Below are 24082 nucleotides of genomic sequence, written 5' to 3'. Positions count from 1 at the left end.
ATCCACCGACGCGATCAGACGACGGTGACGGAGACCTCACGGTTGTCCCCGGGGGTGGCGGTCAGCTGCACGGTCACCCCGCCGTAGGTGACAGTGTGGCCGATCGTGGTGAGGGTGGCGTTGACCAGTTCCTTCTCGTCCGCGCTGCACGTGGTGACGGCCGAGCCGGGGGTGCGGTCGACCACCTCGACCGGGAAGGGTCCGCCGATGGGGGGAACGTTCCCGCCGGGCCAGGCGCCGCCGCTGAACACCGCGGTGGTCACCCGGTAGACCAGCACTCCGGCCTGGAAGCAGCCCGACGCCACGTCGAGCGTACTGAGCTGCCGGTTCTCCACCACCACGGCGGTGTTCCCGCCGGTGTGGACGACCACCGCCTTGGTGCCACCGGCCGTACCCAGGGGGGTCAGGACCGTCGAGGCGCTCCCCGTCGTGGTCCGGCAGTCGATCTGGGAGTCGGTGAGCCAGCCCGCCTTCCACTTGTGCCAGGCGAACAGGTCGGGAGCCTTGGCGGAGATCAGGCCCATCAGGTCCCAGCCGCCCACCGCCCGGTGGATGCTGTCGGCGTTGTTGTACGAGTAGAGGTCCGGCAGCCCGAAGAGGTGCCCGGTCTCGTGGTTGAGGATCTTGTAGCCCCAGTAGTCGACGTCCTGACCGAAGGTGACGGCGTGGCGCAGTTCGACCCCGTCGGCGGTCACCCCGCCACCGGGGGCCGCGACCCAGGTCGGCGAGATGTCGAAGGTCGACGCGGACTTCGGCGGCACCACGTAGACGATCTGGTAGGAGCTGAAGTCGATCGCGGCGTTCGCGGCGGCCACCGCGGCGGCCACGTACGACCGCTGGGTGGTGAAGCTCGACTTGTAGCCGGCGAAGTTGCCGTGGGGCTGCAGGATGTGCCGCCACGCGGTGTCGAAGGTCAACTGGAGGTTCAGCGCGCCGTACGAGGCCTGCGTGAAGAAGCTCGGGGCAGCGCCGAACATGCTGGTCCGGCCGGCCAGCTCCCCGGCGACCGGGGCCGCGTTGGTGAAGTCCACGAACAGCACGATGCCCCGGACGGTGCCGCTCGGCGGCAGCCAGGTGGCGTAGTTGGTCGGCCCCTCGTGCTGCCACCCGGTCGCCGGGGTGGGCAACTGGCAGGGGCTGACCAGTGTCGACCGGGCCGGCCCCGCCGCCGCTGCCGGCCCCGCTGCCGGCGGCCCCTCGGCCGGTGGCGCGGCCGGTGCGGCCGGTGGCGCGGCCGGTGCGGCCGGTGGCGCGGCCGGTGCGGCCGGTGGCGCGGCCGGTGCGGCCGGTGGCGCGGCCGGTGCGGCCGTCGCCGGCAGCGCCGGGGCGACCAGCGTACCGGCCATCACCACCGCGAGAGCCGTCCTGACCCGGGCACTCAGTGACATCCACGTCCTCCTCTGCGAGCCTGTCGAGCCGTCTCCGGACACGTCCGTCACCCATCGACGAGGATTCCTCGCGCCCGAACAGGACCGATCCTGCCAAGGTGCCCACCAGGCTCACATCGGTAGAAACTACGTAGCCTCCCACTCCGCCCGCGACCGTCGCACCGGCTTCAGTGCACCGCGGTCAGGGCCGCCGACTCCTGCGCGGCCCGTTCGTCGCCGCTGGTCTCGTGCAACGGCTTCTCCCTGACGAAGAGGACCGCGACCAGGGCGAGGAAGGCGATCGGCGCACCGACGAGGAACAGCTCCGCGGTGGCCGTGGCGTACGCGTCCCGCACGACCGCCAGCACCGGGGCGGGCAGCGCGGCGAGATCGGGCACCTCGGTGGTGCCGCCGCCGGTGGCGCCCGCGGCCGGGCCGAGCCGCTCGGTCAGCAGGCCGGTGACCCGGTTGGCCAGCACCGCGCCGAGGGCGCTGACCCCGATCGCGCCGCCCATGCTGCGGAAGAACGTCAGCACCGAGGTGGCCGCGCCCAGCTCGTGCGCGGGCACGTCGTTCTGCGCGGCGAGGACCAGGTTCTGCATGAGCATGCCCACGCCGGTGCCGAGCACCGCCATGTAGAGCGAGAGCAGCGGTACGCCGGTGTCCGCGTCGATGGTGCTCAGCAGCAGCATGCCCACCGTCATCACGGCCGCCCCGGCCACCAGGTAGGCCTTCCACCTGCCGTACCGGGTGATGAGCTGGCCGGCGACGGTGGAGGAGACCAGCAGGCCGAGGATCATCGGCAGGCTCATCAGGCCGGCGACGGTCGGCGACTTGCCCAGCGAGGTCTGGAAGTACTGCGACAGGAAGACCGTGCCGCCGAAGAGGGCCACCCCGACCAGCACGCTGGCGACCGTGGTCAGCGTGACGGTGCGGCTGCGGAAGATCCGCAACGGGATGATCGGCTCGGGGACCTTGGACTCGACCCAGACCGCCAGCGCCAGCAGCACCAGCCCGCCGACCACCATCAGCGCGGTCCAGCCCGACGCCCAGGCGAACCGGTGCCCAGCCAGCGAGGACCAGACCAGCAGGGTCGAGACGCCCGCAGTGATCAGGAGTGCGCCCCACCAGTCGATGCGCGCCTTGCGGCGGACCACCGGCAGGTGCAGGGTGCGTTGCAGCAGGACGATCGAGATGAGGCTGAACGGCACGCCGATCAGGAAGCACCAGCGCCAGCCCAGCCAGGAGGTGTCGACCAGGACGCCGCCGATCAGCGGGCCGGCGATGGTGCCGACGCCGAACACCGCGCCGAAGACACCGGCATACCGGCCCAGCTCGCGGGGCGGGATCATGGCCGCCATCACGATCAGCGCCAGGGCGGTCATCCCCCCGGCGCCGACGCCCTGCACGACCCGGCTGACCAGCAGGACCTCCACGGTGCGGGAGAGCCCGGCGATCAGCGAGCCGAGCACGAACAGCCCGAGCGAGAGCTGGATCAGCAGCTTCTTGCTGTAGAGGTCGGCCATCTTGCCCCACAGCGGCACGGTGGCGGTCATCGCCAGCAGCTCGGTGGTGACGATCCAGGTGTAGACGGTCTGGCTGCCGTTGAGTTCGGCGATGATGCGCGGCAGCGCGTTCGCCACCACCGTCGAGGCGAGGATCGCCACGAACATGCCGACCATCAGGCCGGAGAGAGCCTGGAGGACCTCCCGGTGGGACATCCGGCCGGGAGCCGCCCCGGGTGGATCGATCGACTCGGCAGGTGCGGTCATGGGCGTTTCCTCACAGGAGTGTGCGGACCGCCCGGCGCGGTCGCGCCGGGCCGGTCAGTGGTGGGCCGATCAGTAGGGGGCCGGTCGGTGGTGGGCCGGTCGGTGGCCCCGCCGGCGCGGGGGTCGGGCAGCCCGGCGGCGACGGCGGCGAACGCCTCGTCGAGCAGTTCGGCGAGGGGGCGGGATCCGCCGCCGGTGGCCCAGCGGACCATCGCGGTCCGCAGCGCGGCACCGGTGACCGCCACCACGAGGGCCGGGTAGCCGTCGTCCGGCAGGTGACCGGTACGCGCCGCGAGCGCGTCGACCATGGCCTGCTCGGTCGCCGCGTTGCCGGAGACCAGCCGGGCCAGCAGCACCGGGTACCGCATCACCACCTGCATCCGCAGCAGCCAGGACGCGGCGTCGCCCTCCACGTCGTCGACGACCCCGGCCAGGGCCAGCCGGATCGCCGACAGCGCCGGGACCGCCACGGGGACGTCGGCCAGTGCCCGCAGCACCCGTTCCCGGTCCCCCTCGGTGTCGCCGACCAGGGCGTCGTCCTTGGTGGCGAAGTAGTTGAAGAAGGTCCGCGGGGAGACGTCCACCGCCGCGCCGATCTCCTCGACGGTGACCTGGTCGAGCCCCCGCTCGGCGACCAGGCGCAGCGCGGCGGCGGCCAACGCGGCACGGGTCTGTCGCTTCTTGCGGATCCGCCGTCCGGCCCCCTCGGCACTGGTCACGGTCGGAGCCTAGGAACAAAGATGCAGCGCCTGCAAACTTGCACAGTGTGACATGAGACTCGGCCGCCGGACGCCCGGCCGCACACACCGGTGGATCACGGTCGGTTGGCCGACTCGACGCCGGTGGCGCTCGCCCCGGTGGCATAGCCTCGACGGCACACACCACGGCGGTCGGGGGCCGGCATGCTCCGCACGGACGACATCGACAGCCTGGCCCGCGCCGCCGCCCGGGGCGAGCCGGGCGCGCTCGACGCGCTCCTGACCGCGGTACGCCCCGAGGTGCTGCGGCTCTGCGGCCGGCTGCTGCCGCACCGGGAGGACGCCGAGGAGGCCTGCCAGGACGCCCTGCTCGCGGTGGCCCGGGGCATCGGACGCTTCGAGGGCAGGTCGTCGTTCCACACCTGGCTCTACCGAATCACCGCGAACCGGGCCCGCTCCACCTACCGGGCGCTGCGGCGACGCTGGCAGCTCGAGGCCGGCGGGGTGCCGCTGCCCGACCCGCCCGACCCGCAGCGGACCAGCGTGGTCGCCGGCACCCGGCTCGACCTGCTCGACGCGCTGGACGCGGTCCGCCCCGAGGCCGCCGAGGCGCTGACCCTGCGCGACCTGCTCGGCCTCTCCTACCGGGAGATCGCCACCCTGCTCGACGTACCGGAGGGCACCGTGAAGTCCCGGGTCCACCTGGCCCGCCGGCAGGTCCGGGAACGGCTGACCGGTGACTGAGCCCGGCTCCGACCGGAGAGGCAGGCCGGTGGCTGAGCAACCCCGCCCGGGCCGGAGAGGCAGACCGGTGGCTGAGCAACCCCGCCCGGGCCGGCGGCTGGCGGTCCTGCTGGCGCTCGTCCCGGTGACGGCGTGTGGGCCGACCCCGGTGGCCCCGCTGCCGGTGCGGCCACCGGACCCGACGGTCGCCCCGGCGACGGCCTCGCCGCCGGCGACCACCCCGGCCGCGCCGCCCACGACCGGCCCGGCCGCGACCACCGTGGGCGCGCTGCCGTCCCGGCCCCCGGCACCGCCGCCGACCACACCCGCCCGGCCCCCGGGCGGCACCCGCCCACCGTCGACGAGCCCCCGGCCCAGCGCCTGTCTCGGTCCGGTCCGCTACGACCTGGTGCTCGCCGACACCGAACTGGCGTTGCTCAGGTCGCTCTGCCTGAGCGTCGGCGGCGTGCTCCGGATCCAGGGCATCGGCCCCGGCGAGGTCACGGTGGACCGGGAGGACCTGGTCTCCCACCACTACGAGGCCGGGGTGGTGGACATCCGGTTCGTCCAGCCCGGCACGGTACGGGTGACCATCCCGCAGGACGGCACGCCGTATCCGGTCACGGTGGTGGTGGTCTAGCCGGCCGTGGCGGTCACCCGCACCCCGGCCAGCAGCGTGTCGACGAATTCCGGTCCACCGCCCGGAGGCGGGACGACCTGCACATAGAGCAGTCCGGCGGGGCCGGCGCGGGCGGCCGCCTCGACCAGCACCGGGCGGCCCACCGGGCAGGCGTAGCCGGCCACCACCCAGTCCACCCCGGACTGTCGGGTCCGGCGCTCGGGCACGGCCACGCAGTCGGCGTGCGGGCGTTGGGCGACGAACTCCGCCGGGGTGGTCCGCCGGCCCAGGCTGGCGGAGAGCCCGACGAAGGCCCCGGGCACCGTCGGGTCGGCCGCCCACCGGCCCGGGTCGGGCGAGACGACCAGCGCCGGTTCGAGTCGTCCCCGCTCGTCGTAGCGGCCGGCCCAGCCCGTCCCGACCGCCCGCCAGCCCGCCGGCAGGGCGACGCTCACCGGTCCGCTGCGGCCCCGACCACCGTCGGTCGCCGGAAGGGCCGCGTCGCCTCCCGTGCCGCCCAACACGACAACGGTCAGCGCCCCGGCCCCGACCAGACCGAGCCAGCGGCCCGGCCCGCGCCGTGGTCGCGGCGACCCCGCCACCCGGTCCGCCCGGCCGCTGGGATCCGCCCGCCCGGCCCACTCGCCAGCCTCGGCCCGTTCGGCGGGTTCGGTCCGCTCGGCAGGTTCGGCCCGCTCGGCAGCTTCGGCCCGCTCGGCAGCTTCGGCCCGCTCTGGAGGTACGGCCGGCCCGGCAGGTTCGACCCGTTCGGCAGGTTCGACCCGGCCGGTGCGGGGGGTTTCGTCGGCGGGATGCGGCGTCCCCGGCGGGCCGTCCTCCGGCCGGGGCGGGTCGCCGGACGGTCGGCTGGCCCAGCGCAGCGCGGCCCGAAAGGCGTCCGCGTCGGGATAGCGGTCGGCGGGCCGCCGCGCGGTGGCCCGCCGCAGCACCGCCGCCACCGGGCCGGGCACCCCCGTCGCGGGCAGCCGCTGGTCGGGGCCGCCGAGCAGCCGCAGGCCGAGCCGGCCCAGCCCGAACACGTCGCTGCGGGTGTCCACCATGGCCAGCGGGTCGTCCTGTTCGGGAGCCATGTAGCCGGGGGTGCCGGCCCGGGCGGTCAGCCCGGACGCGGCGGCGAGCGCCTTGGCCAGCCCCAGGTCGGCGATGACCACCCGCTCACCCTCGACGGTCGAGGTGAAGAGCACGTTGCCCGGGGTGAGGTCGCGGTGCACCACCTGCTGCCGGTGCAGGACGGCGACCCCGGCGGCGATCTCGTCCAGCAACGCCAGGGCCACCGGCACCGGCAGCGGTCCGGCCGCCAGCCGGTCCCGCAGGCTGCCACCGTCGGCGAGGGCCAGCACCGCGTACGGTCGACCGTCGGGCAGTTCGCCGACCGCGTGCACCCGGACCAGCCGGGGATGGTCGAGTCGCCGCAGCAGCCGGGCCTCGTCCCGGAAGCGTTCCCGTACCCGCAGGTCGTGGCTCCAGTTCTCGGCCAGCACCTTGATCGCCACCCGGGAGTCGAGGGCCGGGTCGTGGCCCAGCCAGACGGTCGCGAAGGAGCCCGCGCCGAGCAGCCGCTCGATCCGGTAGGAGCCGATCCACGGCGGAGTGCTCATCGTCCCGCCCACACCGCACGGTAACCGGCGGCGACGGGTCGGGTGGGCCACCGGGGCCGGGACCGGTCGGAAAGCCGACGAACGGATCCCGGCCGGGCGGAGACCAACAGGACGACAGACCCGTACCACCGAAGGAGTTGCGTCATGCCTCGTCTCCCCGCCATCCTGCTGGCCAGCGTGCTGGCCCTCGTCATCGTCGCGCCGGCCGGCCCGGCCGCCGCCCACCGGGCCGACCCCGGCGTCCGGTCCGGCTCCACCGTGGATCTCCGGCCGGGTCGCCCGGCCCTCGGCACCGACCTGCTCAGCGTCCGGGGCGCGGGGCCGTTCCGGATCGGGGCCTCGTTGACCCGGCTCACCTCGGCCGGACTGGTCGACTGGACGGTCGTCGGGTGCGACGGCACGGTCGATGCCGGCGTCACCGGTGAGTGGGCCGGGGTCATCCTGGTCACCTTCCGGGACGGACGGCTCGTCGAGGTGGGCACCGCCACCGCTCCGCCACGTTCACCGGCCGGCGCGTCGGTGGGCATGACCTTCGCCGAGCTGGAGGAGATCTACGGCCCCCGGGGCGCCCTGATCCACAACGACGCCGGGGACGCCACGGCGTACCTGGTGCGGTACGGCGACCGGGTCGAGCTGTTCACCGGGCACCCGATCCGGCCCGGTGTCGGCTACTTCCAGGCCGGGCTGGCGGATCACGTCGAGCGGGCCTTCCGGCAGGGCCCCTCCTGCTGAGCGGTCCCCGGGGACCGGGGCGTCGGGGTCTCCCGACGCCCCGGTTTCGCATGGTGCCACTGACCACATTGCTATGCCGCTCGACATTAGTGTGTGCCACACACTATGGTGTGAAGCATGGTTAGCGAGGAGGTCCTCCGGACCCATCTCCAGGAACTTCGTCGCGGCACGGTGGTGGTGGCCAGCCTGGTCGCGCTACGCCGGCCCGGCTACGGCTACGCGCTGCTGCAACAACTCACCGGCCACGGCTTCCCGGTCGACGCCAACACCCTCTATCCCCTGCTCCGACGGCTGGAGGAACAGGGGCTGCTGACCAGCGAGTGGAACACCGAGGAGAGCCGGCCGCGCAAGTTCTACCGCACCAGTGCCGACGGGGAGACCGTGCTGGCCCGCCTGCTCGACGACCTCGCCGCCGTACAGACCTCCGTGACCGGGCTGATCGAAGGAGCCGACCGATGAACACGCTGACCGACCGCTACCTCGCGGCCACCCTGCGGGCGGTGCCGGCACCCCGGCGGGAGGAGATCGCCACCGAGCTGCGCACCGCCATCGAGGACATGATCGACGACCGGGTCGGCGGCGGGCAGGACGGCACCACCGCCGAGCGCGAGGTGCTCACCGAGCTGGGCCATCCGGAACGCCTCGCCGCCCGGTACGCCGACCGCCGGCTCCAGCTCATCGGCCCCGCCCACTACCTGCTCTGGCAGCAGGTACTGCGCCGGCTGCTGACCACCATCCCGGGCACCGTCGGCGTGCTCGTCGGGGTGGTCCAGGCCACCGTCGCCGACAACCCGGGCGGGGCGATCGGATCGGGCATCGCCGCGGCCTTCCAGACGGCGGTGCAGATCGCCTTCTGGGTCACCCTGAGCTTCGCGATCCTGGAACGCACCAACACCTCGCTCCCGCTGCCCGGATGGCACGTCGACCAGCTGCCGGAGATGCCGGCGGAGCGGGACATCCGCCTCCCCGACACCTGCGCCTCGGTGGTGACGGTCCTGCTCACCCTGGCCTTCCTGCCCTGGCAGCACTTCCGGTCCTGGGTCCGGGACACCGACGGCGACCGCATCCCGCTGCTCGACCCCGCGCTGTGGACGTCCTGGCTGCCGGTGCTGGCCGCCGTCCTGCTCGCCGGGCTGGTGCTGGAGGTGGTCAAGTACCGCACCGGGCGGTGGACCTGGCCGCTCGTCGTGGTCAACGCCCTGCTCGACCTGGCCTTCACCGTGCCGCTGATCTGGCTGGTGCTCACCGACCGGCTGCTCAACCCGGACCTGGTCGACCGGTTCGGCTGGCTGCGCGACGGCGACGGCCTGGGCGTCGCCGGCCGGGTCACGGTCGTGGTCGTCGCGGCGGTCACCCTGTGGGACCTGGTGGACAGTGTGCTGAAGGCCCGCCGGTCCGCCACCCGGACCGGCGGCTGAACCCCGGTCCCGTCCGGCGGACCGGGGGCGCCGGGCCGGGACACCCCGCGGGGCCTCCCGCCGGACGACCCACGTCGCCCGGCGGGAACCGCCGTGCCGGCGCGGCCGTCAGGCGTCGACCGCCGACATCACCTCGTCCGAGACGTCGAAGTTCGCGTAGACGTTCTGCACGTCGTCGCAGTCCTCCAGCACGTCGATCAGCTTGAAGACCTTGCGGGCGCCGTCCTCGTCGAGCGGCACGTTGACGCTGGGGATCAGGGAGGACTCGGCCGACTCGTACTCGATCCCGGCCTCCTGCAGGGCGGTGCGGACACCGATCAGGTCGGCCGGCTCGGAGACCACCTCGTACGCCTCACCGAGGTCGTTGACCTCCTCGGCCCCGGCGTCGAGGACCGCCATCATCACGTCGTCTTCGGTGGTGTCGGCCTTCGGCACGATCACCACGCCCTTGCGGGAGAACATGTACGACACCGAGCCGGCGTCGGCGAGCGAGCCGCCGTTGCGGGTCAACGCGGTCCGCACCTCGGTGGCGGCCCGGTTCCGGTTGTCGGTCAGGCACTCGATCAGCATCGCCACGCCGTTCGGGCCGTACCCCTCGTACATGATGGTCTGCCAGTCGGCGCCGCCGGCCTCCAGGCCGGAGCCGCGCTTGACCGCCCGGTCGATGTTGTCGTTCGGGACCGAGCTCTTCTTGGCCTTCTGGATGGCGTCGAAGAGGGTCGGGTTGCCCGCCGGGTCACCGCCACCGGTCCGCGCCGCGACCTCGACATTCTTGATCAGCTTGGCGAACATCTTGCCGCGCTTGGCGTCGATGACGGCCTTCTTGTGCTTGGTGGTCGCCCACTTTGAGTGGCCGGACATCTCGTACCTCCGTCTGTTGACTCACGCCTCGCGTCGACTGGCCGCGCCGGCTCCAGGCCGGGACCGGCCGCACTGGAGGGCCGCGACGGGCGGTGCCCGCGCCGAACCGCGGCAATCCTACCGAGAGCACCGAACCCACCGTCACACCCGGCACGTCGGACGCACCGACCTGTCCGGCGAATCGTCACCATTCGCCCGTTCCAGCGGCCGAACCGGCACCCACCGGACCGGGATCCGCCTCTTGTCGCGCCACCCGGGTGGCGCGACAAGAGGCGGCCCCGGCATCAGGGCGGGGGGACCGACGGCTCAGCGGGCGGCCCCGACCAGGTCGGCGAAGTAGCGGTGCAGCCGTAGGTCACCGGTCAGCTCCGGATGGAACGAGGTGGCCAGCAGGTTGCCCTGGCGGACGGCGACGATCCGGTCGACGGCCGGGCCGCCGGTGACCCGGCCCAGCACCTCGACGTCCGCCCCGACGCGCTCGACCCAGGGTGCCCGGATGAAGACGGCGTGGAACGGCCCGCCGTCGATCCCGGTGATCCCCACCGGGGCCTCGAACGAGTCGACCTGCCGGCCGAACGCGTTGCGCCGCACGGTCATCGTGATACCGGCGAAGCCCCGCTGGTCGGGACGGCCGTCCAGCACCTCGGCGGCCAACATGATCATCCCGGCGCAGGACCCGTAGACCGGCATCCCGTCGGCGATCCGCTTGTCGATCGGATCGCGCAGCCCGAAGACGTCCACCAACCTGCTCATGGTGGTGGACTCCCCACCGGGGACGACCAGCCCGTCGACCGCGTCCAGCTCGGTCGGCCGACGCACCGGACGGGCGTCGGCGCCGGCCCCGGCCAGGGCGGCGAGGTGCTCCCGGACGTCCCCCTGCAGGGCGAGCACCCCGATCACCGGTCCGCGCACGGCCCCTCCCCCCGCCCCGACCAACGGATCACCAGCCGCGCTCGGCCAGCCGGTGCGGCTGGGGGATCTCGTCGACGTTGATGCCGACCATCGCCTCACCCAACCCCCGGGACACCTTGGCCAGCACGTCCGGGTCGTCGTGGAAGGTGGTCGCCTTGACGATCGCGGCGGCCCGCTGGGCCGGGTTGCCGGACTTGAAGATGCCGGAGCCGACGAACACCCCCTCCGCGCCGAGCTGCATCATCATCGCGGCGTCGGCCGGGGTGGCGATGCCACCGGCGGTGAACAGCACCACCGGCAGCTTGCCCGTCTCGGCGACCTCCCGGACCAGCTCGTACGGGGCCTGCAACTCCTTGGCCGCGACGAACAGCTCGTCGGCCGGCAGGGAGCTGAGCCGGGCGATCTCCTGCCGGATCCTCCGCATGTGCATGGTGGCGTTGGAGACGTCCCCGGTGCCCGCCTCGCCCTTGGACCGGATCATGGCGGCGCCCTCGGTGATCCGGCGCAGCGCCTCGCCCAGGTTGGTCGCCCCGCACACGAAGGGGACGGTGAACGCCCACTTGTCGATGTGGTTGGCGTAGTCGGCCGGGGTCAGCACCTCGGACTCGTCGACGTAGTCGACGCCGAGCGACTGGAGGACCTGCGCCTCCACGAAGTGACCGATCCGGGCCTTGGCCATCACCGGGATGGAGACGGCCGCGATGATCCCGTCGATCATGTCCGGGTCACTCATCCGGGAGACCCCGCCCTGGGCGCGGATGTCGGCCGGCACCCGCTCCAGCGCCATGACGGCGACCGCACCGGCGTCCTCGGCGATCCTGGCCTGCTCGGCGGTGACCACATCCATGATCACACCACCCTTGAGCATCTCGGCCATGCCCCGCTTCACGCGGGCGGTACCCCAGACGTGGGTGGTGTCGGCGTTCGGGGAGGGCGTTTCGGGCATGGTCCATCACTCCTCGGACGTGCTCGGGGGTCGACTGCGGCTGATGCTATGCCGGTGCGGACGCCGCTCCGACAGCCAATCGGCCCCACGGTGGACTGCCCTGTGGCTCCGGTCACCCCGCGGCCCGGCTCAGCCCGCCGGCACGTCCGCGGGCAGGGCCAGGGTGGGATCGTCGATGTCGAAGTAGCGTGGCCAGGGGTGGTGGCGACCCATCCGGCACACCCGCACCAGGGGCCGGCTCCGCGCGGCGCGGGCGTCCCGGACCAGATCGGTGTGCACCTGCCGGGACAGGGCCAGCCGCCGGCTCGCCGCGATCACCGCCCCGCAGGCGGGATCGGCCGGGTCGAGCCGGACCGCCCGCAGTTGCCGGGTGAGGTCGTTCTCGGCCGCCTCCCGCTCCTCGGGGACCGCGTCCAGGGCGATCCGCGCCGCCGCGTACAACTCGACGCCGTACCGCTTCTCGGCCAGCACCGCGGCGGCGGCGGCCCGGCGCAGCAGGTGGGCGTCGAGCGCCCGGGCCGCGGCGGCCGCCCGGGTCTGCAACCGCTCGACCCGGCCGGCCGTCCAGGCCAGGTAGACCCCGGTCAGCCCGGCCACGACCACGGCGACCAGCACCGCCCACAGGTGCGGCATCGTCGTGGTCACTCCGGACCACCCAGCCCCGCCCGTTCCTGGTCGATCACCCGGCCGTCGGTGGCCTCGATGGCCGCGGCGTAGACCTCGACCACCCGGCGGGCCACCACCGGCCAGTCGTAGAGCGCCACCACCTGCCCGCCGCAGGCGGACAGCGCGGCCCGCTGGGCCGGATCGTCGAGCAGCTCCACCAGGGCGGCCCGCAGGCCGACCGGGTCGCCGGTCGGGAAGAGCCGGCCGGCCCGCCCGCCGTCGAGCACCCGGCGGAACGCGTCCAGGTCGCTGGCGACCACGGCGGCCCCGGCCGCCAGCGCCTCGGTGAGGATCATGCCGAACGACTCGCCGCCGGTGTTCGGGGCGACGTAGAGATCGACGCTGCGCAGCATCCGGGCCTTGTCGACCTCGGAGACCATGCCGAGGAACGTCACCCGGTCGCGCAGCCCGGCCGGGAACTGCCCGTAGAGGTCGTCCGGGTCGCCCGGCCCGGCCACCAGCAGCCGCAACCCGGGCCGCTGCGGGGCCAGCGCGACGAACGCGTCCCGCAGGATCGGGAAACCCTTGCGGGCCTCGGTGAACCGGCCCAGGAAGCCCAGCGTCCCGCCACGGCCCGGGGCGCACTCCCCCGGCCAGCCGGGCAGCGGCGGCACCCCGGCGAACTTCGCCACCGCCACCCCGTTGGGGATCTCCACCGCCCCGCCGTCCAGGTGCTCGACCTGCACCTTGCGGGCCAGCGCGCTGACCGCGATCCGGGCGGTGATCCGTTCCAGCGGGATCTGGAGCATCCCCTGGGCGGCGGCCATCACCCGGGACCGGGTGATGGCCGTGTGGAAGGTGGCCACCACCGGCCCCCGGGCGGCGAGCACCGCCATCATCGACAGGCTCGGGATCAGCGGCTCGTGCACGTGCAGCACGTCGAAGTCGCCCCGGGCGATCCAGCGCCGGACCCGGGTGGTGGAGACCGGCCCGAACAACGCGATCCGGGCCACCGAGCCGTTGTACGGCAGCGGCACCGCCCGGCCGGCGGCGACCACGTACGGCGGCAGCGTGGACTCCTCGTCGGCGGGGGCCAGCACGCTCACCTCGTGACCGAGCCCGATCAGCGCCTCGGCCAGGTCCATCACGTGGTTCTGCACCCCGCCCGGGACGTCGAAGGAGTACGGGCACACGATGCCGATCCGCACTGGCGCCCCCCTCCCTCAGACCGAACCGGCGCTGGCCGGGGGCGGCGGTGCGGCGGATCCGCCGTCGGTGGAGCCCCGCTGGTCCAGCCACATCCGCTGCAACATGTGCCAGTCTTGCGGATGACGGGCGATGCCCGCCGCCAGACAGTCGGCAATCCGCTGGGTCAGCACCCGGACCCGCTCGTCCAACGGCGCGCTGTCCGGATCGGGCACCGGCAGCGGGCCCTCCAACTGCGCACGCGCCATCTCCGGTTCGTACCACAGCGAGGCAACGTAGAGCGGGGCGCCGGTACGGATGGCCAGCAGCGCCGGCCCGGCCGGCATCCGGGTCCGGCCGCCGAAGAAGTCCACCTCGATGCCCCGGGCCGACAGGTCCCGGTCGGCCAGCAGCGGCACCACCGCGCCCGCCCCCAGCCGGTCCACCAGCACGTCGAAGGCGGGCCGGGTACCGCCGTGGGTGGGCAGGATCTCCATGCCCAGGGACCGCCGGAAGGCCAGGAACCGCTGGTAGACGCCCTCCTGCTGGAGCCGCTCGGCCACCGTGGTGATCGGCCACCCGGTGGCGGCCACCCAGGCTCCGGCGGCGTCCCAGTTGCCGGCGTGCGGCAACGCCACCACCGCACCCCGCCCGGCCGCCACGTCGGCGCCGAGCAGCTCCGATCCGCCCAGGTGGAAGCTGGCGAGGATCTGCTCCCGGCTCAGCGAGGGCAGCCGGAAGGCCTCCATCCAGTACCGGGCGTAGGAGCGCAGGCCGCGCCTGACCAGCGCGTCCAGCTCCGCCTCGGGCATCTCGGGGCCGACCACCCGGCGCAGGTTGGCCCGCAGCCGGGTCGCACCCTTGCCCCGGGCGCGGTGGGCGCGGTCCGCGCCCGCCCGGAAGGCCGCGGCGACCACGGGCCGGGGCAGCGCGCGGGCCAGCCGCCAGCCGGCGACGTAGCCGAGCTCGGTGAGGTTCACTCCCGGCCGACCAGGTGCGCCTGCCGGTACACGTGGGCCACCCGCTGCCCGACCGTGAAGATCGACACCGCGGCGAGCAGCCAGAGCGAGATCTCCAGCGCCGGCCCGACGCCGAGGCCGGTGAGCAGCCCCCCGACGCCGACGATCAACAGCCGTTCGGTGCGCTCCGCGACGCCCACGTTGCCGCTCATCCCCAGCCCCTCGGCGCGGGCCTTGACATAGGAGACCAACCCGCCGGCGGCCAGGCAGACCAGCGCGGCGGCCACCCCGGAGTGGTTGCCCTCGGTGGCCAGCCAGTAGGCGACCGCGCCGAAGACCGCGCTGTCGGCGACCCGGTCCATCGACGAGTCGAGGAACGCGCCGAACCTGGTCGAGCCACCGCTCATCCGGGCCATCGTCCCGTCGAGCATGTCGGTGAGCGCGAAGAAGGTCACGATCAGCGCACCGGCGACCAGCTGACCGCGGGCGCCGAAGCCGAGCGCGCCGACGAGCACGCCGACGGTGCCGGTCACGGTGACCGCGTTGGGGGACACACCGGCGCGGAGCAGACCGCGCGCGACCGGCTCCACGACGCGGGTCATCCCCGCGCGGGCCGTCTCTTGGAAGATCTTCGCCATGGCGGTCCCACGATAACGGCCGGCAGCGGCGGGCGGTACGGCCGGTCGTCCGACCCGCCCGACGGAGCTCGTGCAGGGTTGTCCGAGGGGGAGAAATCCGGAGAAAAGTGAGCCAGGTCACCACGTCGCCCGTTGACCACCGGTCGACCGGCGGACCACCGGAGGATATCGCCGCGGCACCCACCCGTGCCCGCTTCCCGTCGCGCGCGGCGGTCACCGTCCACCACCGGCTGAGGGAGGTGCGCCGCGATGGCGCAGAAGAACCAGGAGAAGGGCTCCACCGGCGGCCTGCCGGCGGCGACCACGCCCGACCGGGTACGCAACGTGGTGCTGGTCGGGCACTCCGGGGCCGGCAAGACGACCCTGGTCGAGGCGCTGCTCGCGGCCAGCGGCACGATCGACCGGGCCGGCAGCGTCACCGCCGGCACGACCGTCGCCGACCACGACCCCGCCGCGGTACGCCAACAGCGCTCGGTCGCGCTGTCCTGCGCCCCGCTGGAGCACGCCGGGGTACGGGTCAACCTCCTGGACACCCCCGGGTACGGCGACTTCGTCGGCGAGCTGCGGGCCGGTCTGCGGGCCGCCGACGCCGCGCTGTTCGTGGTCTCCGCCGTCGACGGGATGGACGCCGCCACCGCCGCCCTCTGGGAGGAGTGCGCCGCGGTGGACCTGCCGCGGGCCGTCGCGGTCGCCCGGCTGGACCACCCGCGCGCCGACTTCGACGAGGCGGTGGCGCTGTGCCAGCGGGTCTTCGGCGACGACGTGCTCCCGCTGCACCTGCCGATGCTCGGCGACGACGGCGAGTCGGTCGCCGGGCTGCTGGCGCTGGTCACCCGGCGGGTGCACGACTACTCGGCCGGGTTGCCCGCCACCGTGCGGGAGCCGGATCCGCAGCACCTGCCGGCCATCGCCGAGTCCCGGGGCGAGCTGATCGAGGGGATCATCGCCGAGAGCGAGGACGAGACCCTGATGGACCGCTACCTCGACGGCGCGGAGATCGACACCGACGTGCTGGTCGGCGACCTGGAGAAGGCGGTCGCCCGGGGTCACCTCTACCCGGTGCTGCCGGTCTGCGCGACCACCGGCGTCGGGCTGGACGTGCTGCTCGACACGCTGGTGTCGGCGTTCCCCCCGCCCCTGGAACGGCCGGTGCCGGCGGTCACCGGGCTGGACGGCTCCCCCCGCTCGCCGCTGGCCGGCGACCCGGACGGTCCGTTGGTCGCCGAGGTGGTCCGGACCACCGTCGACCGGCACCTCGGCCGGGTCTGCCTGGTCCGGGTCTTCTCCGGCACGCTGCGCCCCGGTCAGCCGGTGCACGTCGCGGGGCACGGGCGGGCCGACCGGGGACGTCCGGACCACGACACCGACGAACGGATCGGGGCCCTCCACCGCCCGCTCGGTGCGGCCCTGCGGGAGGTGGCCGGCTGCGTCGCGGGCGACATCTGCGCGATCACCGGGGTCGGCGGGGCGCACACCGGCGACACCGTGTCGGCGACGGACGAGCCGCTGCTGCTCGCGCCCTGGGAGATGCCGGAGCCGCTGCTGCCGGTGGCGGTCGTGCCCCGGCACCCGGACGACGGGGACGCCCTGACCCGCAGCCTGGACCGGTTGATCGCCGGCGACCCGACGGTGCGGCTGGAGCGCGACCCGCAGACCCACCAGCTGGTGCTCTGGTGCATGGGCGAGGCGCACGCCGACGTGCTGCTCGACCGGCTCCGGGCCGACGGGGCGGAGCTGGACACCGAGCCGGTACGGGTGCCACTGCGGGAGACGTTCACACAGGCCGCCGCCGGGCACGGCCGGCACGTCCAGCAGCCCGGCGGGCACGACCAGTAAACCGTCCGCGACCTCACGGCGGAGCCGCTGCCCCGTGGCGCGGGGATCGAGTTCATCGACTCCCCACCCCCACAGCAGCGTCGATCATGAAGTTGCCGTGAGGATTGCGTCGATCATGGAGTTGTGGTGGGTATTTATCCCCCATATGCAACTTATGCGGAGCACCACAACTCCATGATCGACGGGGTGAGGGGCGGCCTGGGGGTGGGACGGGGTTCGACGGGGTGGGGCTCGGCGGGGGGTGGGACGGGGTTCGACGGGGTGGGGCTCGGCGGGGAAGCGGGTGGGTTGGGCTCGGGGGTTGGGGGTTGGGCTCGGGGCTCTGGGTGTAGGGCTCGGGGTGAGGCTGGGGCTCTGGGTGAGGCTGGCGGGAAAGTGGGGTGGATGGGGCTCGGGGTGGGATGGGCTCGGGGGGGTGGGTGGGTTTGGGGGTTAGGGGCGGGCAGCGGGGATGGGGGGGAGCGGCCAGTGCGGCCGGTCGGCGTCGCGTAGCGCGGCCGTCCGCAGTGCGGCGAGTCCCCGTTCCACCTCGGCGAAGTGGTCCGGGGCGAGCGGACCGAGACGCAGCGCGGCGGCGTTCTCCTCGACCTGGGCGACGGTGCGGCAGCCGGGAATCGGCACGGTCCTGCCGCTGCGTGCCCAGATCCAGCCGAGCGCGCCCTGCACGAGGGTCCGTCCGTCGGCGGTGAGCGCACTGCGGACGGCGGTGACCCGGCGCAGCCACTCCGGTGCCGGTCGACCGCCGCGGAACCACTCCAGCCAGCCCGGCGCCCTGCCCCGGATGTCGTCGCGGGGCAGCGTCGAGCCGGCGGTGTACTTGCCGGTGAGCAGCCCCATCCCGAGCGGCCCCCGGTTGACGCTGGCCAGGTCGTGCTTGTCGCAGGTGGCCAGCATCACCGGGGCGTCCCGCAGCACCGACAGGCTGTGCTGGATCGCGGCGGCGTGCGGGGCGACCTGGGCGAAGCCGGCGGCCCGGTCGGCCCGGTCGGTGCTCCAGCCGTACGCCCGGACCAGGCCCTCGGCGACCAGTTCCTCGCAGCCGCCGACCAGCGCTTCCACCCTGGGCAGCGGCAGGTCACCCAGGTGCAGCTGGTAGAGGTCGATCCGGTCGGTGCCCAGTCGACGCAGCGAGTCGACCACAGCCCGCCGCAGGTACGCCGGGGAGGCGTCCTCGCCGGTGGCCTGACGGGACCGTTCGTCGAAGGTGTACCCCCACTTGGTGGCGATCACCGCCTCGTCCCGGCGACCGGCCAGCGCCCGCCCGAGGATCCGTTCACTGTGCCCCGCGCCGTACGTGTCGGCGGTGTCGAAGAGGGTCACCCCGAGGTCGAGCGCGCGGCGGACGGCCCGTACCGACTCCTCGTCGTCGACCGCGCCCCAGCCCAGCGGCTGGGTTCCCTCGGCCCAGGGGCCACCGATCGCCCAGCACCCCATGCCGAGGGCGCTGACCTCGATGCCGCTGCGACCCAACATCCGTGTCGTCACTGCCATCGCCGCATCGTGTCACCTTCCGGGCGGGTGGGAGGACGAAGCTGACGGATCGTGCCCGGTCGACCACATGCGACATTGCCGCCGTGACCCCCGGACACCACCCGCACCAGCGTCCGATCTCCCGGCGGACCGTCGGCGGACCCGTCCGGTCCACCTGGGCCACCCGTCCGGCGACCCCCGGCGTGCCGGTCGACCGTCGCCCCGGCAACCCGACCGCGACGGCCGGCGGGGCGGGTCAGTGCGGCAGGACACGCGCCAGCGGCAGCAGGGTCGGCTGGCCGGGCCAGGCACCGGTCAGCGTGGTCCCGGCCGACCCGTCGGCGGCCGACCCGTCACCGGGCAGTCGACGCGCGACGACCAGGTCGACGGCGTCGGTGACGATCCGGGTCGGTTCGCCGTCGGTCACCCGGCGTACCTCGCCGACGGCGGGGACCACGACGCCGCCCTCGACGGCCACCGTCATGGACGGCTCGCGGACCTCCCGTACACCGTCGACCTCGAAGTACTCCTCGGCCTGCCCGGCGCCGGTGCCGATCGCGGCGGCCAGGGCGGCGGCATAGACCGGGTCACCGCAGGCGTCGTAGACCCAGCGGGGGCCGAGCACCGAGTGCCGGGTGGTGCCGACCAGCCACTCGTCGGCACCGGCCAGCGGGGCGTCCCGGTAGGTCAGCGGCACCTGGTACACCGGCCCGGCACCGACCCGGACCAGCATCGTCTCGATGCCCACCGCCCCGGCCGGGTCGTCGAACCGGTAGCTGGCCACCCGGGTCGGCTCGCCGTCGACCGGCCCCGCATACCAGGGTCGGCCGGGCAGCCAGGCGGCGAGGAGTTCGAGTTTGCCGGGGCGGATCTCCGCCCGGTGCAGCAGCGCCATGATCACATCCTAGGTCCGGGACGACCGGTCAGGACGGCCAGACCCGGGCGAGCAGTTCGCGGGTGTCGACGAGCAGTTGCGGCAGCACCTTCGTCCGGCCGATCACCGGCATGAAGTTGACGTCCCCGCCCCACCGGGGCACCACGTGCTGGTGCAGGTGGGCGGCGATGCCGGCACCGGCCACCCCGCCCTGGTTCATCCCCAGGTTGAACCCGTGCGCGCTGCTGACCTGCCGGACCACCCGCATCGCGGTCTGGGTGAACGTCGCCAGCTCCACCGTCTCGGCCGGGTCGAGGTCGGTGTAGTCGGCCACGTGCCGGTAGGGACAGACCAGCAGGTGCCCCGGGTTGTACGGGTAGAGGTTGAGCACCGCGAAGACGTGCCGGCCCCGGGCCACCACCAGGCTCCGGTCGGCCGGCAGCCCGGGGGCCAGGCAGAACGGGCAGCCGGCGGGCTTCTCGTAGCCGCCGTCGGGCCGGTCCTCCCCGGAGATGTAGGTCAGCCGGTGCGGGGTCCAGAGCCGGTCGAGCCCGTCGGCCAGGCCCTCGTCCGCCGGGCCGTGGTCGGTGTCGCCGTCGAGGTGCCGCTCCGCCCCAGTCACGCCGTTGATCCTACGGTCCCCGCGACACCGGGGCACCGGCCCGCCGGGCGGGCCGGTGCCGGGGCCGGGTCAGCTGCCGGCTGACGGACCGGCGTTGGTCCGCGAGGACACCACGTCGAGCACGTGGCCGACCGCCTCGGCGACCGGCACCCCGTTGCGCTGGGAGCCGTCGCGGTAGCGGAACGAGACGGTGCCGGCGGCCACGTCGTCGTCCCCGGCGATCACCATGAACGGGATCTTCTGCTGCTGGGCGGTGCGGATCTTCTTCTGCATCCGGTCGTCACCGGCGTCGACCTGCGCCCGGATGCCCTCGGCGCGCAGCGCCGCGACGAAGCCGTGCAGGTAGTCGGTGTGGTCCTCGCGGATCGGGATGCCGACCACCTGGACCGGGGCCAGCCAGGCCGGGAAGGCCCCGGCGTAGTGCTCGGTGAGCACCCCGAAGAACCGCTCGATCGAGCCGAACAGCGCCCGGTGGATCATCACCGGCCGCTGCCGGCTGCCGTCGGCCGCCTGGTACTCCAGGCCGAACCGCTCGGGCAGGTTGAAGTCGACCTGGATGGTGGACATCTGCCAGGTGCGGCCGATGGCGTCCTTGGCCTGGACGGAGATCTTCGGCCCGTAGAAGGCCGCGCCGCCCGGGTCGGGCACCAGGTCGAGGCCGGATTCCTGCGCGGCCGAGCGGAGCGCCTCGGTGGCCCGCTCCCAGTTCTCGTCGGTGCCGACCGACTTGTCGGGGTTGCGGGTGGACAGCTCCAGGTAGAAGTCGTCCAGGCCGTAGTCGCGCAGCAGTTCGAGCACGAAGGCGAGCAGCGACTTCAGCTCGCCGGCCATCTGCTCCTCGGTGCAGAAGATGTGCGCGTCGTCCTGGGTCATGCCCCGGACCCGGGTCAGACCGTGCACCACGCCCGACTTCTCGTACCGGTAGACCGTGCCGAACTCGAACATCCGCAGCGGCAGCTCCCGGTAGGAGCGGCCCCGGGACCGGAAGATCAGGTCGTGCATCGGGCAGTTCATCGGCTTGAGGTAGTAGTTCGCCCCCTCCACCTCCATGGGCGGGAACATCCCGTCGGCGTACCAGTCGAGGTGCCCGGAGACCTCGTACAGGTGGCCCTTGGTGATGTGCGGGGTGTTGACGAACGAGTAGCCGGCCTGCTCGTGCTTGATCCGGGAGTAGTTCTCCATCTCCCGGCGGATGACGCCGCCCTTGGGGTGGAAGACCGCCAGGCCGGAGCCCAACTCGTCGGGGAAGCTGAACAGGTCGAGGTCGACCCCGAGCTTGCGGTGGTCGCGCCGGGCCGCCTCCTCCAGCAGCTTCAGGTACGCCTTCAGCTCGTCGCGGGTCGGCCAGGCGGTGCCGTAGACCCGCTGGAGCTGCGGGTTCTTCTCCGATCCCCGCCAGTAGGCGGCGGCCGACCGCATCAGCTTGAACGCCCCGATCAGCCGGGTGTTCGGCAGGTGCGGGCCCCGGCAGAGGTCCGACCAGCAGACCTTGTCGTCGGTGGCGGCGAGGTTGTCGTAGATGGTCAGCTCGCCGCCGCCCACCTCCATCACCTCGCTGGTGTCCAGCCCTTCGCCCTTGACGTCGATCAGCTCCAGCTTGAACGGCTCGGCGGCCAGCTCGGCCTTCGCCTCGTCGAGGCTGCCGAAGCGGCGGCGACGGAACCGCTGGCCGGACTTGACGATCTCCTGCATCCGCTTCTCGAGCTTGGCCAGGTCGTCGGGCTGGAACGGCTTGTCGACGGCGAAGTCGTAGTAGAAGCCGTTCTCGATCGGCGGGCCGATGCCGAGCTTGGCCTCGGGGAAGACGTCCTGCACGGCCTGGGCGAGCACGTGCGCGGTGGAGTGCCGCAGCACGTTGAGCCCGTCCGGCGAGTCGAGGCTGACCGGCTCGACGGTGGTGTCCTCGGCCGGGGTCCAGTCCAGGTCGCGGAGCTGGCCCTGCGGGTCGCGGACCACCACGACCGCCTTCGGGCCGGCGGCGGGCAGCCCGGCCGCGGCCACCGCGTCGGCCGCCGTCGTCCCGGCGGCCACGACGACGGGGTCGGCCACGACGGGGGTACGGGGTGCGGACACGGTGACTCCTCAACGGCAGACGGCACGGATGGGCCGGCGTGCCGGCCCCTTCGATGCTATCGGTCCCCCGGTTCCGCCCGGTCGCCGGGAAAGGACGCCCCCCGCCGGGTGGTCGGCGGTCCGCCCGTTGAACCTTTTCGGCCCGCCGTCCGAACTACCAGGTGTGGCCGGAGCCGGTGTCGGCCACGGCGAGACGGATGGGGGCGGAAGATGGCGACGACCCGTGGTGACGCCCGGCGGCGTCGGAGCGTGCTGGTGCTGGCGGCGGTGGCGGCCGGGGTGTTCGGCGCCCCGGGCGCGGCGCTGGCGGACGGGGTGACGTCCAGCCCGAGCCAGGCGGTGCAGGGCGACGCGGTGGAGTTGACGTTCGTGGTGCCCGAGGAGCGGGCCGGCGCCCGCACCGAGAAGATCGAGTTCCGGCTGCCGGAGGACGCCCCGATCGGCGAGGTCTACCCCCTGTCGGTGGACGGCTGGGCACCGTTGATCACCTCCCGCGACCTGACCGCGCCGGTGGCCGGCATCCACGCGCCCTCGGTGAGCACGGTGACCTCGGCGGTGGTCTGGACCCGGGGGGCCGGGCCGGCGGTGCCGGGCCCGGCCCGGCTCTCGGTGGCCATGGGTCCGCTGCCGCAGCTCGACCGGATGACCTTCGAGGTGGTGCAGACCTACTCGGACGGCGCCGTGGTGCGCTGGGCCGATCCGGCTGGCGGCGGCCATCCCGCTCCGACGCTGACGCTGGTACCACCGGCCCCCGGCGCGGTCACCGGGCACCACGGCGACGCGACTGACGCCCAGGCCGCCCCGGACGCCGCAGCCGCACCGGCGGACGGCGACGGCGGCCCCAGCGCCGACCTGCTGCTCGGCGGCGGCCTGCTGGTCGGGTTGGGTGGCGGCGCAGCCATCGGCTGGGTGGCGAGCCGCTCCCGCCGACGGGCCGCCGCCGACGCGGAGACCGACGGGGACGACGACCCGACGTCGGACGCCGACGGAACCCCGGACGACCGGGGCTGGCGTCTCGACGGGTCCGCCCCGGACGCCTCCGCCGACACCGGCCCCGAGCGGGTAGCGGCACGCTGAACGCGGGCGGCTGGCCGGCACGCTGAGCGGTCACGGCACGCTCAGCGCCGGGCGGGAGCGGCACGCCGGGCGGATGGCGACAGGCTGAGCGCGGACCGGACGGCCTCAATCCAGCCAGCTGGGCAGCGGCTCCCGGGCGGCCACCCAGTCGTCCGGCACCCCGCCGGGCGTGCCGGTCCCGGTGTGGCCGCCGACGATCCCGCCGACGATCGCGGCGGTGGTGTCGACGTCCCCGCCCGCCTCGACGCAGGCCCGGATGGCGGCCGGGTAGTCGGTCAGGTGGGTGGCGGCCACCCAGAGGGTGAAGGCGACGGTGTCCTGGGCGGTCACCCGGGCTCCGTTGCCCAGCGCCGCGACGACCTCGTCGAGGGGGCGGCCGAGCAGGCTGATCGCCCCGCGTACCCGTCGGTGCACCTCGGCGGTCGGGTCGACCGCCCCGGCGACGGTCGCGAGCAGCCGGGTCGCGTCGGGGCTGTGCTCCCCCTCCAGCCGGCTCCGGGCGGCGAGCGAGGCGGCGACGGCCACCGCGACCGCGCCCGCGATCCCCTCCGGGTGGGCGTGGGTGACCTCGGCGCAGGCGCGGGCCCGGGTCGCCGCGCGGGCGGTCGAGTCGGCGTACCAGGCGCCGAGCGGGGCGATCCGCATCGCGGCGCCGTTGCCGCAGGAGCCCTGGCCGTCGAAGGCCGACGCCGCGGCCACCGGCCACGGGGTGCCGGTGCGGATCAACCGCAGGATCGTCACCGCACCCGGTCCGTACCCCCGGTAGGGCTCGGCCCGGGTGGCGAAGGCCAGGGCCAGCCGGTCGGGGTCGATGTCGCCGTGGGCGGCCAACTCTGCCAGCACCGAGCAGGCCATCTCGGTGTCGTCGGTCCACTGCCAGGGCGGCGGGGGCAACCGGCCGGCCGCGAGGTCGGCGGGCCGCCGGCCCGGGACGAAGAACTGGGAACCGAGGGCGTCGCCGACGGACAGTCCGGCGAGGCTGTCCCGGGCCAGCGCCAGCCGTGCGTCGGGAAAAAGGGTGAACGGCATCGTCGTACCATTTTGCCCGGTTCGCGGGTCCGTCGCAACGCGCCCG

22 protein-coding genes and 1 pseudogene are annotated in these 24082 nt (G+C 74.1%); 7 read left to right on the top strand and 16 right to left on the bottom strand.

Annotated features, from left to right (window positions below; all coding sequences use genetic code 11):
• Positions 1 to 14: 14 nt before the first annotated feature.
• The 3 genes from GA0070623_RS28520 to GA0070623_RS31500 form a co-directional block, all read right to left on the bottom strand.
• Complete coding sequence (locus tag GA0070623_RS28520) at positions 15 to 1388, bottom strand: M6 family metalloprotease domain-containing protein (protein WP_157746999.1); 1374 nt, start codon at positions 1386 to 1388, stop codon at positions 15 to 17.
• Positions 1389 to 1555: 167 nt separating this feature from the next.
• Positions 1556 to 3139: an MDR family MFS transporter gene (locus tag GA0070623_RS28515; protein WP_067314554.1), complete on the bottom strand. Its 1584-nt coding sequence runs from the start codon at positions 3137 to 3139 to the stop codon at positions 1556 to 1558.
• Positions 3136 to 3858, bottom strand: a complete 723-nt coding sequence (locus tag GA0070623_RS31500) for an acyl-CoA-like ligand-binding transcription factor (RefSeq protein WP_084261585.1) — start codon at positions 3856 to 3858, stop codon at positions 3136 to 3138. Before GA0070623_RS31500 ends, GA0070623_RS28515 begins: the two co-directional genes overlap by 4 nt.
• A 183-nt stretch (positions 3859 to 4041) precedes the next feature.
• Here GA0070623_RS31500 and GA0070623_RS28505 point away from each other — a divergent pair, with 183 nt between their 5' ends.
• Positions 4042 to 4581, top strand: a complete 540-nt coding sequence (locus GA0070623_RS28505; protein WP_067314556.1) for an RNA polymerase sigma factor — start codon at positions 4042 to 4044, stop codon at positions 4579 to 4581.
• Between the two features lie 67 nt (positions 4582 to 4648).
• Positions 4649 to 5200, top strand: a complete 552-nt coding sequence (locus tag GA0070623_RS28500) for a hypothetical protein (protein WP_067314559.1) — start codon at positions 4649 to 4651, stop codon at positions 5198 to 5200.
• Here GA0070623_RS28500 and GA0070623_RS28495 read toward each other — a convergent pair.
• Positions 5197 to 6798, bottom strand: a complete 1602-nt coding sequence (locus tag GA0070623_RS28495; RefSeq protein WP_067314562.1) for a serine/threonine-protein kinase — start codon at positions 6796 to 6798, stop codon at positions 5197 to 5199. The two genes, GA0070623_RS28500 and GA0070623_RS28495, sit on opposite strands and share 4 nt — an antisense overlap.
• 144 nt (positions 6799 to 6942) lie before the next feature.
• Here GA0070623_RS28495 and GA0070623_RS28490 point away from each other — a divergent pair, with 144 nt between their 5' ends.
• The 3 genes from GA0070623_RS28490 (at position 6943) to GA0070623_RS28480 (ending at position 8948) form a co-directional block, all read left to right on the top strand.
• A complete protein-coding gene (locus tag GA0070623_RS28490; RefSeq protein WP_067314564.1) occupies positions 6943 to 7530 on the top strand; it encodes a hypothetical protein in 588 nt (195 codons plus the stop codon).
• A gap of 117 nt (positions 7531 to 7647) precedes the next feature.
• Entirely contained in the window at positions 7648 to 7989 is a 342-nt protein-coding gene (locus GA0070623_RS28485; protein WP_067314566.1) for a PadR family transcriptional regulator, read from the top strand.
• Positions 7986 to 8948, top strand: a complete 963-nt coding sequence (locus GA0070623_RS28480; protein ID WP_067314568.1) for a permease prefix domain 1-containing protein — start codon at positions 7986 to 7988, stop codon at positions 8946 to 8948. Before GA0070623_RS28485 ends, GA0070623_RS28480 begins: the two co-directional genes overlap by 4 nt.
• A 108-nt stretch (positions 8949 to 9056) precedes the next feature.
• Here the strand turns inward: GA0070623_RS28480 and GA0070623_RS28475 are convergent, their stop codons facing one another.
• The 7 genes from GA0070623_RS28475 to pgsA all read right to left on the bottom strand — a co-directional run bounded on the left by GA0070623_RS28475 (position 9057) and on the right by pgsA (position 15055).
• Complete coding sequence (locus tag GA0070623_RS28475) at positions 9057 to 9809, bottom strand: YebC/PmpR family DNA-binding transcriptional regulator (RefSeq protein ID WP_067314570.1); 753 nt, start codon at positions 9807 to 9809, stop codon at positions 9057 to 9059.
• Positions 9810 to 10115: 306 nt separating this feature from the next.
• Entirely contained in the window at positions 10116 to 10721 is a 606-nt protein-coding gene (gene pdxT, locus GA0070623_RS28470) for a pyridoxal 5'-phosphate synthase glutaminase subunit PdxT (protein ID WP_067314572.1), read from the bottom strand.
• Between the two features lie 28 nt (positions 10722 to 10749).
• Positions 10750 to 11667: a pyridoxal 5'-phosphate synthase lyase subunit PdxS gene (gene pdxS / locus GA0070623_RS28465; RefSeq protein ID WP_067315326.1), complete on the bottom strand. Its 918-nt coding sequence runs from the start codon at positions 11665 to 11667 to the stop codon at positions 10750 to 10752.
• 129 nt (positions 11668 to 11796) lie between these two features.
• Positions 11797 to 12300: a hypothetical protein gene (locus tag GA0070623_RS28460; protein ID WP_067315328.1), complete on the bottom strand. Its 504-nt coding sequence runs from the start codon at positions 12298 to 12300 to the stop codon at positions 11797 to 11799.
• 8 nt (positions 12301 to 12308) lie between these two features.
• Positions 12309 to 13481: a glycosyltransferase family 4 protein gene (locus GA0070623_RS28455; protein WP_067315323.1), complete on the bottom strand. Its 1173-nt coding sequence runs from the start codon at positions 13479 to 13481 to the stop codon at positions 12309 to 12311.
• A gap of 15 nt (positions 13482 to 13496) precedes the next feature.
• Positions 13497 to 14438 (bottom strand): phosphatidylinositol mannoside acyltransferase, encoded by a 942-nt coding sequence (locus GA0070623_RS28450; RefSeq protein WP_067315321.1) that lies wholly within the window; start codon positions 14436 to 14438, stop codon positions 13497 to 13499.
• A complete protein-coding gene (gene pgsA, locus GA0070623_RS28445) occupies positions 14435 to 15055 on the bottom strand; it encodes a phosphatidylinositol phosphate synthase (RefSeq protein ID WP_067315318.1) in 621 nt (206 codons plus the stop codon). The genes GA0070623_RS28450 and pgsA overlap by 4 nt, the downstream gene beginning before the upstream one ends.
• Before the next feature lie 249 nt (positions 15056 to 15304).
• Here pgsA and GA0070623_RS28440 point away from each other — a divergent pair.
• A pseudogene (locus GA0070623_RS28440) lies at positions 15305 to 16951 on the top strand (GTP-binding protein); the annotation flags it as partial.
• Positions 16952 to 17323: 372 nt separating this feature from the next.
• On the opposite strand, the gene GA0070623_RS28435 reads toward GA0070623_RS28440, so the two are convergent.
• From GA0070623_RS28435 to thrS, 4 genes are all read right to left on the bottom strand, one after another.
• Positions 17324 to 18382, bottom strand: a complete 1059-nt coding sequence (locus GA0070623_RS28435; RefSeq protein WP_089004214.1) for an aldo/keto reductase — start codon at positions 18380 to 18382, stop codon at positions 17324 to 17326.
• A 235-nt stretch (positions 18383 to 18617) separates the two neighbouring features.
• Positions 18618 to 19256, bottom strand: a complete 639-nt coding sequence (locus GA0070623_RS28430) for a CG0192-related protein (RefSeq protein WP_067307033.1) — start codon at positions 19254 to 19256, stop codon at positions 18618 to 18620.
• Between the two features lie 28 nt (positions 19257 to 19284).
• Positions 19285 to 19857: an HIT family protein gene (locus GA0070623_RS28425; RefSeq protein WP_067307025.1), complete on the bottom strand. Its 573-nt coding sequence runs from the start codon at positions 19855 to 19857 to the stop codon at positions 19285 to 19287.
• Positions 19858 to 19926: 69 nt separating this feature from the next.
• Positions 19927 to 21930 carry a threonine--tRNA ligase gene (gene thrS / locus GA0070623_RS28420; RefSeq protein ID WP_067307022.1) on the bottom strand — a complete coding sequence of 668 codons (2004 nt, stop codon included), beginning with the start codon at positions 21928 to 21930 and terminating at the stop codon, positions 19927 to 19929.
• Between the two features lie 210 nt (positions 21931 to 22140).
• Between thrS and GA0070623_RS28415 the strand changes: the two genes are divergently transcribed.
• Entirely contained in the window at positions 22141 to 23007 is an 867-nt protein-coding gene (locus GA0070623_RS28415; RefSeq protein WP_067307018.1) for a DUF1775 domain-containing protein, read from the top strand.
• A 105-nt stretch (positions 23008 to 23112) separates the two neighbouring features.
• On the opposite strand, the gene GA0070623_RS28410 is transcribed toward GA0070623_RS28415, so the two are convergent.
• Positions 23113 to 24036, bottom strand: coding sequence for an ADP-ribosylglycohydrolase family protein (locus GA0070623_RS28410; RefSeq protein WP_067307015.1), 924 nt, complete (start codon positions 24034 to 24036; stop codon positions 23113 to 23115).
• Between the last annotated feature and the right edge of the window lie 46 nt (positions 24037 to 24082).

It is taken from the genome of Micromonospora rifamycinica, assembly GCF_900090265.1.
Taxonomy (GTDB): domain Bacteria; phylum Actinomycetota; class Actinomycetes; order Mycobacteriales; family Micromonosporaceae; genus Micromonospora; species Micromonospora rifamycinica.
This window is presented reverse-complemented; position numbering and strand designations above follow the sequence as displayed.